This is a genomic window from Streptomyces sp. NBC_00376 (assembly GCF_036077095.1).
Classification (GTDB): domain Bacteria; phylum Actinomycetota; class Actinomycetes; order Streptomycetales; family Streptomycetaceae; genus Streptomyces.
On record NZ_CP107960.1, the window covers coordinates 6,495,552 to 6,509,938 of the forward strand.

General features: G+C 70.7%; 11 protein-coding genes. 7 read left to right on the top strand and 4 right to left on the bottom strand.

From position 1 onward, the window contains the following. The first annotated feature begins 419 nt into the window (after window positions 1–419). Both gltB and OG842_RS29320 read left to right on the top strand, forming a co-directional pair. Complete coding sequence (gltB, locus tag OG842_RS29315; protein ID WP_266736641.1) at window positions 420–5,021, top strand: glutamate synthase large subunit; 4,602 nt, start codon at window positions 420–422, stop codon at window positions 5,019–5,021. Further along, window positions 5,014–6,474, top strand: a complete 1,461-nt coding sequence (locus OG842_RS29320) for a glutamate synthase subunit beta (protein WP_266736639.1) — start codon at window positions 5,014–5,016, stop codon at window positions 6,472–6,474. Before gltB ends, OG842_RS29320 begins: the two co-directional genes overlap by 8 nt. 125 nt (window positions 6,475–6,599) lie before the next feature. On the opposite strand, the gene OG842_RS29325 is transcribed toward OG842_RS29320, so the two are convergent. After that, entirely contained in the window at window positions 6,600–7,523 is a 924-nt protein-coding gene (locus tag OG842_RS29325) for a rhomboid family intramembrane serine protease (protein ID WP_266736637.1), read from the bottom strand. A gap of 338 nt (window positions 7,524–7,861) precedes the next feature. On the opposite strand from OG842_RS29325, the gene OG842_RS29330 reads away from it, so the two are divergent. The 3 genes from OG842_RS29330 to OG842_RS29340 all read left to right on the top strand — a co-directional run bounded on the left by OG842_RS29330 (window position 7,862) and on the right by OG842_RS29340 (window position 9,786). Then, window positions 7,862–8,608, top strand: a complete 747-nt coding sequence (locus OG842_RS29330) for a vWA domain-containing protein (protein WP_266736635.1) — start codon at window positions 7,862–7,864, stop codon at window positions 8,606–8,608. Next, window positions 8,605–9,168, top strand: coding sequence for a HutD/Ves family protein (locus tag OG842_RS29335; RefSeq protein ID WP_266736633.1), 564 nt, complete (start codon window positions 8,605–8,607; stop codon window positions 9,166–9,168). Before OG842_RS29330 ends, OG842_RS29335 begins: the two co-directional genes overlap by 4 nt. A gap of 111 nt (window positions 9,169–9,279) precedes the next feature. After that, on the top strand, window positions 9,280–9,786 hold the full coding sequence (locus tag OG842_RS29340; protein ID WP_266736632.1) for a pyridoxamine 5'-phosphate oxidase family protein: 507 nt from the start codon (window positions 9,280–9,282) through the stop codon (window positions 9,784–9,786). On the opposite strand, the gene OG842_RS29345 is transcribed toward OG842_RS29340, so the two are convergent. The 3 genes from OG842_RS29345 to OG842_RS29355 are packed head-to-tail and all read right to left on the bottom strand — an operon-like array spanning window position 9,766 to window position 12,823. Then, a complete protein-coding gene (locus OG842_RS29345; RefSeq protein ID WP_266736630.1) occupies window positions 9,766–10,806 on the bottom strand; it encodes an acyl-CoA dehydrogenase family protein in 1,041 nt (346 codons plus the stop codon). The genes OG842_RS29340 and OG842_RS29345 overlap by 21 nt on opposite strands. After that, a complete protein-coding gene (locus OG842_RS29350) occupies window positions 10,806–11,951 on the bottom strand; it encodes an acyl-CoA dehydrogenase family protein (protein WP_266736629.1) in 1,146 nt (381 codons plus the stop codon). Before OG842_RS29350 ends, OG842_RS29345 begins: the two co-directional genes overlap by 1 nt. Continuing rightward, window positions 11,951–12,823 (bottom strand): enoyl-CoA hydratase, encoded by an 873-nt coding sequence (locus tag OG842_RS29355; RefSeq protein ID WP_266736628.1) that lies wholly within the window; start codon window positions 12,821–12,823, stop codon window positions 11,951–11,953. The genes OG842_RS29350 and OG842_RS29355 overlap by 1 nt, the downstream gene beginning before the upstream one ends. A 94-nt stretch (window positions 12,824–12,917) precedes the next feature. Here OG842_RS29355 and OG842_RS29360 point away from each other — a divergent pair, with 94 nt between their 5' ends. Together OG842_RS29360 and OG842_RS29365 are read left to right on the top strand one after the other, a co-directional pair. Beyond that, window positions 12,918–13,700: an SDR family oxidoreductase gene (locus tag OG842_RS29360; protein WP_266736627.1), complete on the top strand. Its 783-nt coding sequence runs from the start codon at window positions 12,918–12,920 to the stop codon at window positions 13,698–13,700. Window positions 13,701–13,760: 60 nt separating this feature from the next. Continuing rightward, on the top strand, window positions 13,761–14,372 hold the full coding sequence (locus tag OG842_RS29365; RefSeq protein ID WP_266736626.1) for a TetR/AcrR family transcriptional regulator: 612 nt from the start codon (window positions 13,761–13,763) through the stop codon (window positions 14,370–14,372). The last annotated feature ends 15 nt before the right edge of the window (window positions 14,373–14,387 follow it).

The following is a 14,387-nucleotide window of genomic DNA, read 5'->3' on the forward strand; positions in this document are numbered from 1 at the left end:
GTCCGCAGGTTCGATGGTCCGGGCATCCATCTCCGCAGGTGGGGGTGGGTGCCCGTGACGTGTCCGCCACCCGTGTGACGTACGTCTTGGTGACCGCCTCTGGGCGGAGCCGCTACCACGGGCTTAAAGTGAGTCCCTATGCAGGGCTACACATAAGTAGCCGTTACTCGGCGGTTTCATTTCCATTGCCGCCGGGCATGACCCGTAGACACCGCAGGCAACGACGCCTGCTCTCTGCGGTCCCCCGGGCGCCGATCTTCCACTGCGACCCACCCCCACCGTCTCGGGCGGTGTCCGTATGTTGGAACGAAGTATCCGCTTCTTGAGAAGCGCCCCATTATGTAATCTGCACGAAATTTCGCAGAGGGCCAACGTCGTCCCTCGGCACTGCATATGCCACGACGACGACGGGAGAGCCAATGCGCATCGACGCCTGGGCGCCCATGGACGGTCGCCCCGCCCAGCAGGGGATGTACGACCCCCGTAACGAGCACGACGCCTGCGGTGTCGGGTTCGTGGCCACTCTGACCGGTGTGGCCAGCCATGAGCTGGTCGAGCAGGCGCTGACCGTGCTGCGCAATCTCGAACACCGCGGCGCCACCGGATCCGAGCCCGACTCCGGCGACGGCGCCGGGATCCTCCTCCAGGTGCCGGACGCCTTCCTGCGCGAAGAGACCGCCTTCGATCTCCCCGAGGCCGGTGCCTACGCCGTCGGAATCGCCTTCCTGCCCGCCGACGACTCCACCGAGGCCGTCCGCAAGCTGGAGAAGATCGCAGCCGAGGAGGGCCTCAAGGTCCTCGGCTGGCGCCAGGTCCCCGTCGCCCCCGACATCCTCGGCAACGGCGCCCGCGCCACCATGCCCGAGTTCCGTCAGCTCTTCGTCGCGGACGGTGAGAGCACCGGCATCGCCCTCGACCGCAAGGCCTTCGTGCTGCGCAAGCGCGCCGAGCGGGAGGCCGGGGTCTACTTCCCCTCGCTCTCCGCCCGCACGATCGTCTACAAGGGCATGCTCACCACCGGGCAGCTGGAGCCGTTCTTCCCGGACCTCTCCGACCGCCGCTTCGCCACTGCGGTTGCCCTGGTCCACTCGCGGTTCTCCACCAACACCTTCCCGAGCTGGCCGCTCGCCCACCCGTACCGCTTCGTCGCGCACAACGGCGAGATCAACACGGTCAAGGGCAACCGCAACTGGATGAAGGCCCGCGAGTCCCAGCTCGCCTCCAGCCTGTTCGGCTCTGCCGACAATGGACACGGCGGCGAGGCACAGCTCGACCGGATCTTCCCCGTCTGCACCCCCGACGCCTCCGACTCCGCCTCCTTCGACGAGGTCCTGGAGCTGCTCCACCTCGGCGGCCGCTCGCTGCCGCACTCGGTGCTGATGATGGTCCCCGAGGCGTGGGAGAACCACGACTTCATGGACCCGGCCCGGCGCGCCTTCTACCAGTACCACTCCACGATGATGGAGCCCTGGGACGGCCCGGCCTGCGTCACCTTCACCGACGGCACCCAGGTCGGCGCGGTCCTGGACCGCAACGGTCTGCGCCCCGGCCGCTACTGGGTCACCGACGACGGCCTCGTCGTGCTCTCCTCCGAGGTCGGTGTCCTGGACATCGACCCCGCGAAGGTCGTCCGCAAGGGCCGCCTCCAGCCCGGGAAGATGTTCCTCGTCGACACGGCCGAGGGCCGGATCATCGAGGACGACGAGATCAAGGCCGCCCTCGCCGCCGAGCAGCCGTACGGCGACTGGCTGGAGACCGGCGAGATCGAGCTGGAGGACCTCCCCGAGCGGGAGCACATCGTGCACACGCACGCCTCCGTCACCCGCCGCCAGCAGACCTTCGGCTACACCGAGGAAGAGCTCCGCGTCATCCTCGCGCCGATGGCCCGCACCGGCGGCGAGCCGCTCGGCTCCATGGGCACGGACTCGCCGATCGCCGCGCTGTCCGAGCGCCCCCGGCTGCTCTTCGACTACTTCACCCAGCTGTTCGCGCAGGTCACCAACCCGCCGCTGGACGCCATCCGCGAGGAGCTCGTCACCTCGCTGCGCTCCACGCTGGGCCCCTCGGGCAACCTGCTGGAGCCGACCGCCGCGTCCTGCCGCAGCGTCACGCTGCCGTTCCCGGTGATCGACAACGATGAGCTGGCCAAGCTGATACACATCAATGCCGACGGCGACATGCCGGGCATGAAGGCCGCCACGCTCTCCGGCCTCTACCGGGTCGGCGGCGCCGGCGAGTCGCTGGCCGCGCGGATCGAGGAGATCTGCACCGAGGTCGACGCGGCCATCGAGGACGGCGCCCGTCTGGTCGTCCTCTCCGACCGGCACTCCGACGCCGAGCACGCGCCGATCCCGTCGCTGCTGCTCACCTCGTCCGTCCACCACCACCTCATCCGCACCAAGCAGCGCACCCAGGTGGGGCTGCTGGTCGAGGCCGGGGACGTCCGCGAGGTCCACCACGTCGCGCTGCTCATCGGCTACGGCGCCGCCGCGGTCAACCCGTACCTGGCAATGGAGTCCGTCGAGGACCTGGTCCGCGCCGGCACGTTCATCGAGGGCATCGAGCCCGAGAAGGCCATCCGGAACCTGATCCATGCGCTCGGCAAGGGCGTCCTGAAGGTCATGTCCAAGATGGGCATCTCGACGGTCGCCTCCTACCGGGGCGCCCAGGTCTTCGAGGCCGTCGGCCTGGACGAGGACTTCGTCGCGAAGTACTTCAACGGCACCGCCACCAAGATCGGCGGCGCCGGCCTCGAAGTCGTCGCCAAGGAGGTCGCCGCCCGGCACGCCAAGGGTTACCCCGCCTCCGGCATCTCCGCCTCGCACCGCGCGCTGGAGATCGGTGGCGAGTACCAGTGGCGCCGCGAGGGCGAGCCGCACCTGTTCGACCCGGAGACGGTCTTCCGCCTCCAGCACGCCACCCGCAACAAGCGCTACGACATCTTCAAGAAGTACACCGACCGGGTGAACGAGCAGTCCGAGCGGCTGATGACGCTCCGCGGCCTGTTCGCCCTGAAGACAAACAAGAACGGCAAGTCGGACCGCGAGGCGATCTCCGTCGACGAGGTCGAGTCCGTCGCCGACATCGTCAAGCGCTTCTCCACCGGCGCCATGTCGTACGGCTCGATCTCCCGCGAGGCGCACGAGACCCTCGCCATCGCCATGAACCAGCTGGGCGGCAAGTCCAACACCGGTGAGGGCGGCGAGGACGCCGACCGGCTCCACGACCCGGCGCGCCGCTCGTCCATCAAGCAGGTTGCCTCCGGCCGCTTCGGCGTGACCAGCGAGTACCTGGTCAACGCGGACGACATCCAGATCAAGATGGCGCAGGGCGCCAAGCCCGGCGAGGGCGGTCAGCTGCCCGGCCACAAGGTCTACCCGTGGGTCGCCAAGACCCGGCACTCCACCCCGGGTGTCGGCCTGATCTCGCCGCCGCCGCACCACGACATCTACTCCATCGAGGATCTGGCCCAGCTGATCCACGACCTCAAGAACGCCAACCCGGCGGCCCGCATCCACGTGAAGCTGGTCTCCGAGGTCGGCGTCGGCACGGTCGCCGCCGGTGTCTCCAAGGCGCACGCGGACGTCGTCCTGATCTCCGGCCACGACGGCGGAACGGGCGCCTCCCCGCTCACCTCCCTGAAGCACGCGGGCGGCCCCTGGGAGCTCGGCCTCGCCGAGACCCAGCAGACGCTGCTGCTCAACGGCCTGCGCGACCGCATCGTCGTGCAGACCGACGGCCAGCTGAAGACCGGCCGCGACGTGGTCATCGCCGCACTGCTGGGCGCCGAGGAGTTCGGTTTCGCGACCGCGCCGCTCGTCGTCTCCGGCTGCGTCATGATGCGCGTCTGCCACCTGGACACCTGCCCGGTCGGCATCGCCACCCAGAACCCCGTCCTGCGCGAGCGGTTCTCCGGCAAGGCCGAGTACGTCGTCAACTTCTTCGAGTTCATCGCCCAGGAAGTCCGCGAGATCCTCGCCGAGCTCGGCTTCCGTACGATCGAGGAGGCCGTCGGCCACGCCGAGCTGCTCGACACCGACCGTGCGATCACGCACTGGAAGGCGCAGGGCCTCGACCTGAAGCCGCTGTTCCACGTCCCCGAGCTGCCCGAGGGCGCGGTCCGCCACGCGCGGATCGAGCAGGACCACGGCCTCGCCAAGGCGCTCGACAACGAGCTGATCAGGCTCGCCGCCGACGCCCTGAACACGGACAGCGCCGAGACCGCCCAGCCGGTCCGGGCCCAGATCGCGATCCGCAACATCAACCGGACCGTCGGTACCATGCTCGGCCACGAGGTGACGAAGAAGTTCGGCGGCGCCGGTCTGCCGCAGGACACCATCGACATCACCTTCACCGGCTCCGCGGGCCAGTCCTTCGGCGCGTTCGTACCGAGCGGGGTCACGCTGCGCCTGGAGGGCGACGCCAACGACTACGTCGGCAAGGGCCTCTCCGGCGGCCGGATCGTCGTCCGCCCCGACCGCGGCGCCGACCACCTCGCCGAGTACTCCACCATCGCGGGCAACACCATCGCCTACGGCGCCACCGGCGGCGAACTGTTCCTGCGCGGCCGCACCGGCGAGCGGTTCTGCGTCCGAAACTCCGGCGCCACCGTCGTCTCGGAGGGCGTGGGCGACCACGGCTGCGAGTACATGACCGGCGGCCACGCCGTCGTCCTCGGCGAGACCGGACGCAACTTCGCCGCGGGCATGTCGGGCGGTGTCGCCTACGTCATCGACCTGAACCGCGACAACGTCAACGTCGGCAACCTCGGTGCCATCGAGGTCCCCTCCGACACCGACAAGCAGTGGCTGCACGACGTGGTGCGCCGCCACCAGGAGGAGACCGGATCCACGGTCGCCGAGAAGCTGCTTGCCGAGTGGGACACCGCCGTGACCCGCTTCAGCAAGATCATCCCGTCCACCTACAAGGCAGTGCTCGCCGCCAAGGACGCCGCTGAGCTCGCCGGTCTCTCCGAGCAGGAGACCACCGAGAAGATGATGGAGGCGGCGACCAATGGCTGACCCCAAGGGCTTCCTGACCACCGGGCGCGAGGTCGCCGAGACCCGCCCCGTGGGCGAGCGCGTCAAGGACTGGAACGAGGTCTACGTTCCGGGCTCGCTGCTCCCGGTCATCAGCAAGCAGGCCGGCCGCTGCATGGACTGCGGCATCCCGTTCTGCCACAACGGCTGCCCGCTCGGAAACCTCATCCCCGAGTGGAACGACTACGCCTACCGCGAGGACTGGTCGGCCGCGTCCGAGCGCCTGCACGCCACGAACAACTTCCCGGAGTTCACCGGGCGGCTCTGCCCGGCCCCGTGCGAGTCGGCGTGCGTGCTCGGCATCAACCAGCCGGCCGTCACCATCAAGAACGTCGAGGTCTCCATCATCGACAAGGCGTGGGGCAACGGTGACGTCACCCCGCAGCCGCCCGAGCGGCTCTCCGGCAAGACCGTCGCGGTCATCGGCTCGGGCCCGGCGGGACTCGCCGCCGCCCAGCAGCTGACCCGGGCCGGCCACACCGTCGCCGTCTACGAGCGCGCGGACCGCATCGGAGGTCTTCTCCGGTACGGCATCCCCGAGTTCAAGATGGAGAAGTCGCACATCAACCGCCGCATCGAGCAGATGCGTGCGGAAGGCACCAAGTTCCGCACCGAGACGGAGATCGGCCGGGACATCGACGCCGCCAAGCTCCGCCGCCGGTACGACGCGGTCGTCATCGCCGCAGGCGCCACCGTCTCGCGCGACCTGCCCGTCCCGGGCCGTGAGCTGAACGGCGTGCACTTCGCCATGGAGTACCTGCCGCTGGCCAACAAGGTGCAGGAGGGCGACCTGACGGTCTCCCCGATCACCGCCGAGGGCAAGCACGTCGTCGTGATCGGCGGTGGCGACACCGGCGCCGACTGCGTCGGCACCGCCCACCGCCAGGGCGCGCTCTCCGTCACCCAGCTGGAGATCATGCCCCGGCCGGGCGAGGACCGGAACGCCAACCAGCCCTGGCCGACCTTCCCGATGCTCTACAAGGTCACCTCCGCGCACGAGGAGGGCGGCGAGCGGGTCTACTCCGTCTCCACCACCCACTTCGAGGGCGATGAGGACGGCAACGTCCAGGCGCTGCACCTGGTCGAGGTGGAGTTCAAGGACGGCAAGCTTGAGCAGAAGCCCGGCACCGAGCGGTCCATCCCCGCGCAGCTGGTCACCCTCGCGATGGGCTTCACCGGCACCGACCAGGCCAACGGTCTGGTCCAGCAGTTCGGTCTGGAGCTCGACGAGCGCGGCAATGTCGCGCGCGACGGGGAGTACGCCACCAACGTCGACGGAGTCTTCGTCGCCGGTGACGCCGGCCGCGGCCAGTCCCTCATCGTGTGGGCCATCGCCGAGGGCCGCTCCGCGGCCCGCGGGGTGGACCGCTTCCTGACCGGAGCCAGCGCCCTGCCGGCCCCGATCCGCCCGACGGACCGTGCACTGACGGTCTGATCACGGCACACACGGACGTCCCGCACAACGGCGTGCGGAACTGAACGCGGCGCCTGCCCGTCCCCGACCGGACGATTCGGCAGGCGCCGCGGTGCGTCCGGGGGCCGGTCGCACCGGCCCCCGGCTCAGCCCGTCAGCGCGGAGGTCTTCAGCACCACCAGCAGCACCAGCACGGCGAACAGCACCACACACGCGGCGGCCTGGACCACCGTACGGCGCTTCGCCGGGGCATAGGCGTACGCCACAGTGACGATGCCGCCCGTCAGGAGCCCGCCCAGGTGGCCCTGCCACGAGGCGAATCCGGCCGAGATCACCATCCAGATCAGGAAACCGGCCATGAACCGGTTCACCGCCCGCATGTCACGGCCCAGCCGGCGGTTGATGACATAGAACGCCGCCCCGAGCCCGAAGATCGCACCCGAGGCGCCCACCGTGCCGTCGAGCGGCGCGATCAGATAGACCAGGACCGAACCGCCCAGCGCGGACAGCAGGTACAGCGCGAGGTAACGGGCCCGGCCCAGCTGCTCCTCCACCACCCGGCCCAGGTTCCACAGCGCGTACATGTTGAACAGGATGTGCAGCACCCCGAACGGCAGCGAACCGAAGGACGACCCGCCCGGCGGCAGATGCAGGAAGGCCCCGGTCATCAGCCGGTACCACTCACCGCCGACCACCCCGACCACATCGAAGCCGGGGAAGTCCCCGCCCTCGTAGACGTAATGCTCGCCGTCCGGGCCGTTCAGCCCCGCACCGAGCATCGCGAACCGGTCGACGATCCCCGGACTGACCAGCTCGCCCAGGTACGCCGCGATGTTGAGCCCGATCAGCACATACGTGACGATCGGCACCGCGCTCCTCGGCACCGCGCCGCCGAACACGGTGCGCGCCTGCCGGATCGAACGCTGCCCCTCCTTCACGCAGTCCACGCAGTGGTGGCCGACCGCGGCCTCACGCATGCAGTCGGGGCAGATGAACCGTTCGCAGCGGGTACAGCTGACATACGTCTCGTACGACGGATGGCGATAACAGGTGGTGACCGCGGCCTCCACGGCAGGCTCCTTCACGGGTGAGCGGACACGAGCGGCCGGTGGGGACGGCGGCAGATCAACATAGCGAACACCGCCCGGCCGGGGCATGCCCGGGTGGCCCAGACCGACCGGCAATTGGGGGGGCGTCGCGGGGCTGGGCACGCGCATCTGCGGCGTTGTCGTCAATCACCATGGCTCCTTCCCCAAGCTCTCAGCTGTGTTCGAGCAGGGGAGACCCCATCTCCCTCATTCCTCCGCCCTGCAGCTGCACGCACCCAGCCCCGCTCCTTCTCCCACCCCCCAATTGCCGGTCGGTCCTACACTCGACCTCCCCGGACGTCGAGGATCGGAGAAACCGCATGGCCGGCTCACCCGCCGCCGCAACAGGCCCGGCCATCAGCCTCCGCAAGATCGAGGAGAGCGCCCCCGCGCTGGTCAGCCTCTACAAGAGCGCCTCGGTGTCGCTGACCAAGCACCGCATGAGCGGCGAGCGCGCCGCGGTCTATCTGGTGCTCGACTACTCCGGCTCCATGCGGGAGTACTACAAGGACGGCAGCGTCCAGGCCCTGGCCGACCGGGTGCTGGGGCTCTCGGCCCATCTGGACGACGACGGCCGGGTCCCCCTCGTCCTGTTCTCAACGGAGGTCGACGCCGTCACCGACATCGCCCTGGACAACCACCGCGGCCGGGTCGACGCGATCGTGGCAGGTCTCGGGCACATGGGCAGGACCAGCTACCACCTGGCCATGGACGCCGTCATCGACCACCACCTCGACAGCGGCTCCACCGCGCCCGCCCTCGTCGTCTTCCAGACCGACGGCGGCCCGATCAGCAAGCACGCGGCGGAGCGCTATCTCTGCAAGGCGGCGAAACTGCCCCTGTTCTGGCAGTTCATCGGCTTCGGCGACAAGCGGAGCAATCAGTTCGACTTCCTGCGCAAGCTCGATGAACTGGCCGTACCCGCCAAGCGCCCGATAGACAACGCGGGCTTCTTCCACGCCGGACCCGACCCGCGCAAGGTCCCGGACGCCGAGCTGTACGACCGGCTCGTCGCCGAATTTCCGCAGTGGCTCGCCACGGCCCGGACTCAGGGCATCGTCAAGTGACCGCCCGGGTCCTGCGGGCGGCCGACCGTACGGCCACCCCCTGGAAGAACGGCGGGGGAGTCACCCGGGAGATCGCGGCACACCCCGAGGGCGCGCCGATGGACGCCTTCGACTGGCGGGTCAGCCTCGCCGAGGTGACCGAGGACGGGCCGTTCTCCACGTTCCCCGGCGTCGACCGCACCCTGACCGTGGTCGAGGGCGCAGGCATGGACCTCATGGTGGACGGTGAGCACCACATCGTCGACGAGCCGTACTGGCCGCACGACTTCCCCGGTGACCTCGCGACCGACGGCGCACTGCTCGGCGGCCCGGTCGTCAACCTCAATGTGATGTGCCGCAGGGGGCGGACGAGCGCGGCGGTCGCGGTGGTGCGCGGCACCGTGCGGCTGGCGGCGCCCCCGGGCGGGGCGGTGCTTGCCATCGCGCTGGAGGACGGCGCGGTGCTCGACGGCACGGAGCTCGAACTCGACCGCTACGACGCGCTGTTGACGCGGGACGAATCGGCGGGGGTGCTGTGGACCCACGGGTGGGCGCTGCTGGTCACCCTCTCGGAGCGATGAGACCGGCGGTACGGGTGAGGCGGGCGGTACGGATGGGCCGAAGGGCGGACGGTCGGCGCGGGCCGGGAAATCAGGACGGAAGGTGTCGGGTATCCAGGATTCCATGGGCGCATGACATCGAGTTCCTGGGAAGAGTTCCGCTCGGCCGAGCCGGACTTCGCCGAAACCGTCCGGGCCCGCTTCCAGCTCTACAAGCACCACGTCCTGGCGACCCTGCGCAAGGACGGATCGCCGCGCGTGACCGGCCTGGAGGTGGACTTCCGCTTCGGCGAGGTGTGGCTCGGCATGATGCCGAACTCGCGCAAGGCGCTGGACCTGCTGCGCGATCCGCGGTTCGCGGTGCAAGCCAACCCCGGCCCGGACGCCGAGATGGCCGACGGGGACGCCCGGATCTCCGGCCGCGCGGTGGAGGTGACCGACCCCGCGGTGCTGGCACGCTTCATCGAGGAGGCGAAGCCGCCGGAACCCTTCCACCTCTTCCGCGTGGAGCCGACCGAGGTGGTGCACACCGGGCTCGAAGGCGGCGACACCGTGATCATCCGGACCTGGCGCCCCGGTCACCCGCTGCGCACCTTCCGAAGGGGCAACGATGCCGACTCACTGAGCACGACCACCTGAGAGCCCGGGGCGCCGGGCGGCGGGCGCGGCCGGCCCGTCGGCGAGCACCCGCGCCCGGCACGCCCCCGGCTTCCCCCACGCGTCCCGCAGCGGGCGTGCCTTCCGCAGCCACAGCGCCAGGTCCAGCTCCTGCGTGTACCCCACCGCACCGTGCAGCTGCAGCGCCGCCCCGGCCGCCGCGTACCCCGCCTCGCCCGCCGTCACCTTGGCCGCCGCCACCTGCGCACCGGCGTCCGGCGCGTCCCCGGCGAGCGCGAGCGCCGCTCCGTACAGCAGCGGACGGGCGAACTCCAGCCCGATCAACGTGTCCGCCAGCCGGTGCTTCACCGCCTGGAAGGAGCCGATGGCGGCACCGAACTGGGTGCGCTGCTTCACGTACTCGACCGTGGTCCGCAGCAGGGTCTCGCCCGTGCCGAGCGACTGCGCCGCCGTCGCGAACGCCGCCCACCCGGCCGCCCGCGCCGCCGCCCCGGCCACCCGGGCCCCCGAGGCGAGCAGTTCCCCGCCCGGCGCGGGGCGCCACAGCCGCCGCGCGGGGTCGGACGACACGCTGAGCACCCCGGGCCCCGGCGCCAGCCGCAACTCGTCACCGGTCACCGTGAACACCGCGTCCACCGCGTCCGCGTCCAGCGCGTACGGCCCGTGCCCGTCCATCCGGAGCGTCGCCGACGCCGCGCCCGACGCCAGCCGGGGCAGCCACTCCTTGGCCGCCGGGCCGCCCACGTCCGCCAGCAGCACCGACGCCGCGACCGTCTCCACCACCGGCCCCGGCACCGCGTGCCGCCCCAGCTCGGTGAAGGCGACCGCGAGTTCGACCGGCAGCGGGCCGACACCCTCGTACGCCTGCGGCACCGCGAGCGCGAAGACCCCCGCCCCCGCCAGCCGGGCCCACAGCTCCTTGCCCGGTCCGTGGTCCCCGGCGGCCCAGGCCCGTACCACCGAAGGGGTGTCCGCGGCGGTCAGCATCGCGTCCAGCGAGCGGGCGAACTCCCGCTGCTCGTCGTCCAGGAGGAAACGCATCAGCGCCGTCCCTTCGGCAGGCCGAGCAGCCGCTCGGCGATGATGTCGCGCTGGATCTCGTTCGTGCCGGCGTAGATGGGGCCCGCGAGGGAGAAGACATACCCCTCGGACCACTCGGATTCGGCGAGTTCCGCATCCGGACCCAGCAGGTCGAGTGCGCTCTCGTGCAGCGCGATGTCGTACTCGGACCAGAACACCTTGTTCAGGCTGGACTCCGCGCCGATGGTCGCCCCGGCGGCGAAGCGGGACGCGTTGGCGGCGGTGAAGAGCCGATACGCGCGCGCCCCGATCACCGCGTCCGCCACCCGGTCCCGCATCGCCGTGTCCGAGGGGTCGCCATGGGTGCGCCACAGCGTGGCCAGCCGGTCGGCGGCGGCCAGGAAACGGCCGGGGGAGCGGAGCGTCAGCCCCCGCTCGTTGCCCGTTGTCGACATGGCGATACGCCAGCCCTGGCCAGGCTCCCCGATGACGTCCTCGTCCGGTACGAACACCTCGTCCAGGAACAGTTCGGCGAAGGCCGGCTTGCCGTCGAGCCGCCCGATCGGCCGGACCGAGACCCCGGGCGCCGACAGGTCGAACATCAGATACGTCAGCCCGTGGTGCGGTTTCGCCGCGCCCGGATCGCTGCGGAAGATGCCGAACGCCCGGTCCGCGAACGCGGCCCGCGAGGACCAGGTCTTCTGCCCCGAGAGCAGCCAGCCGCCGTCGGTGCGCACCGCCCGCGAACGCAGCGACGCCAGGTCCGAGCCCGACTCCGGCTCGGACCAGGCCTGCGCCCAGATCACCTCGCCGCTCGCCATCGACGGCAGGACCCGGGCCCGCTGCTCCTGAGTGGCGTGGTCGAAGAGCGTCGGGGCGAGGAGGTTGATGCCGTTCTGCGAGACCCGGCCGGGGCCGCCCGCCGCGTAGTACTCCTCCTCGAAGACCAGCCACCGGAAGATGTCGACGCCCCGGCCGCCGTACTCGGCCGGCCAGGACACCACCGACCAGCGGTCCGCGTACAGCCGCGCCTCCCACTCCCGGTGCGCGGCGAAGCCCTCGGCGGTCTCCAGCGACGGCAGCGGCACGGCGGGCACGTTGGCCCGCAGCCATTGGCGCGCCTCGTCCCGGAACGCCGCCTCCTGCTCGGTGCCCGACAGATCCATCAGCCGTCCGCCTTCTTCATCGAGGCGATGTCCATGCCGCCGAGCGAGTCGGCAGCCGTCTCCGCGTTGTGCGCGTGGGCGAGGTGGTGCAGCCCGAAGACGGAGTCCATCCCGGTGTGCATCCCCTGGAGGTCCTCGGCCTGGTTGACCGCGCGCTTGGTGAGGGCCAGCCCGAGCCGGGGCATCGCGGCGATCCGCAGCGCCAGCTCATCGGTGCGGTCGGCGAGTTCCTCCCGCTCCACCACCTTGTTCACCATGCCGACCTCGTACGCCCGGCGGGCGCTCATCCGGTCGCCGGTGTAGAGGAACTCCTTCGCGATCCGGGGCGGCATCATCCACGGGTGGGCGAAGTACTCGACGCCTGGGATGCCCATCCGCACCACCGGATCGGCGAAGAAGGCGTCCTCGCTCGCCACGATCAGGTCGCAGATCCAGGCGAGCATCAGCCCGCCGGCCACGCAGGCGCCCTGGACGGATGCGATGACCGGCTTCGGCAGCTCGCGCCACCGCCTGCACATGCCCAGATAGACCTCCGACTCGCGGGCGAAGCGGCTCTCCGCACCGGCCTTGTCGGAGTGGTCCCACCACAGGCCCGCCCGGCGCTCGAAGGGCAGATGCGCGTCGCGCTCCGGCGTGCCGATGTCATGGCCCGCGGAGAAGTGCTCCCCGGCGCCCGCCAGCACGGCCACCTTGACCTCGGAGTCCTCGGCGGCCCGGTAGAACGCGTCGTCCAGGGCGTAGGTCATGGCCGAGTTCTGGGCGTTGCGGTAGCGCGGGCGGTTCAGCGTGAGGTACGCGACCGGGCCGCGGCGCTCGTAGAGGACCGGGCCGTCCCGGTGGCCGGCGGCGGAGGGGTCGTGGGCAGAGGGCATCGGCTCATCCTTCCCTAACAAGTGTTTGGTAGGTTAACGTACGGGCACGAGCACCGTCGAGGATCCGAAGGGCCGGGACCGAGGAGGTACGGGCGTGAGCGCACCGCAGTACGTATCCGGGCACGGGCTGCTGGCCGGCCGCACAGCCGTCATCACCGCGGCCGCGGGCGCCGGCATCGGCGGCGCCACCGCCCGCCGATTCCTGGAGGAGGGCGCCCGCATCGTCATCGGCGACGCGCACGCCCGCCGGCTGAAGGAGACCGAGCAGGCGTTCGCCGAGGAGTTCGGCGCGGACCGTGTCGCCGCACTGCCCTGCGACGTCACCGACGAGACCCAGGTCCGGGCCCTGTTCGAACTCGCCGAACGGGCCCACGGCGGCCTCGACATCGTCGTCAACAACGCCGGCCTCGGCGGCACCGCCGAACTCACCGAGATGACCGACGAGCAGTGGACCAAGGTCCTCGACGTCACCCTGAACGGCACCTTCCGCTGCACCCGGGCCGCCCTGCGCTCCCTCAAGGCGGCGGGCCGCGGCGGCATCGTCGTCAACAACGCCTCCGTCGTCGGCTGGCGCGCCCAGAGCGGCCAGGCCCACTACGCCGCCGCCAAGGCCGGCGTCATGGCGCTCACCCGGTGCGCCGCGATCGAGGCCGCCGAGTACGGCGTACGCGTCAACGCCGTCGCGCCCAGCCTCGCCATGCACCCGCACCTGGTGAAGGTCACCTCCGCCGAACTCCTGGACGAACTGACCGCGAAGGAGGCCTTCGGCCGGTACGCCGAGCCGTGGGAGGTCGCCAACGTCATCGTCTTCCTCGCCAGCGACTACTCCTCGTACCTGACCGGCGAGGTCGTCTCCGTCAGCAGTCAGCGTGCCTGAGCGTGCGGCGGCCGGACGTCGGGCGGCCGGGTGTCCGGCGGCCGGGCGGAGAATGGTCGGGTGCCTACCAAGAAGAAGCCCCAGGTGACCCCCTCGCCCGAGCGGCGCCGCGAACTGCTCGCCACCGCCGCCGAGGTCTTCGCCGCCCAGGGATACAACGCCACCACCGTCCGCAAGATCGCGGACGCGGCCGGGATGCTCGCGGGCAGCCTCTACTACCACTTCGATTCCAAGGAATCGATGCTCGACGAGATCCTCTCGACCTTCCTCGGTGAACTCTGGGAGGGGTACGACACGGTGCTCGCCGCCCGGCTGGCCCCCAGGCAGACCATCGAGGCGCTCGTCACCGAGTCCTTCCGGGAGATCGACCGGCACCGTGCCGCGGTCGCCATCTACCAGAAGGAAGCCAGGCATCTGGCCACCCAGCCGCGCTTCCAGTACCTCGCCGACTCCCAGCAGAAGTTCGAGAAGGCCTGGCTCGGCACGCTGGAACGCGGCGTCGCCGACCACAGCTTCCGCGCCGACCTGGACATCCGCCTCACCTACCGCTTCGTCCGCGACACGGTCTGGGTCGCGGCGTCCTGGTACCGGCCGGGCGGACTGCACAGCCCCGAGGAGATCGCCCGCCAGTACCTCTCGATGGTCCTGGACGGCATCGCCCTCGACACCTGACCCCACCCGCGCTCA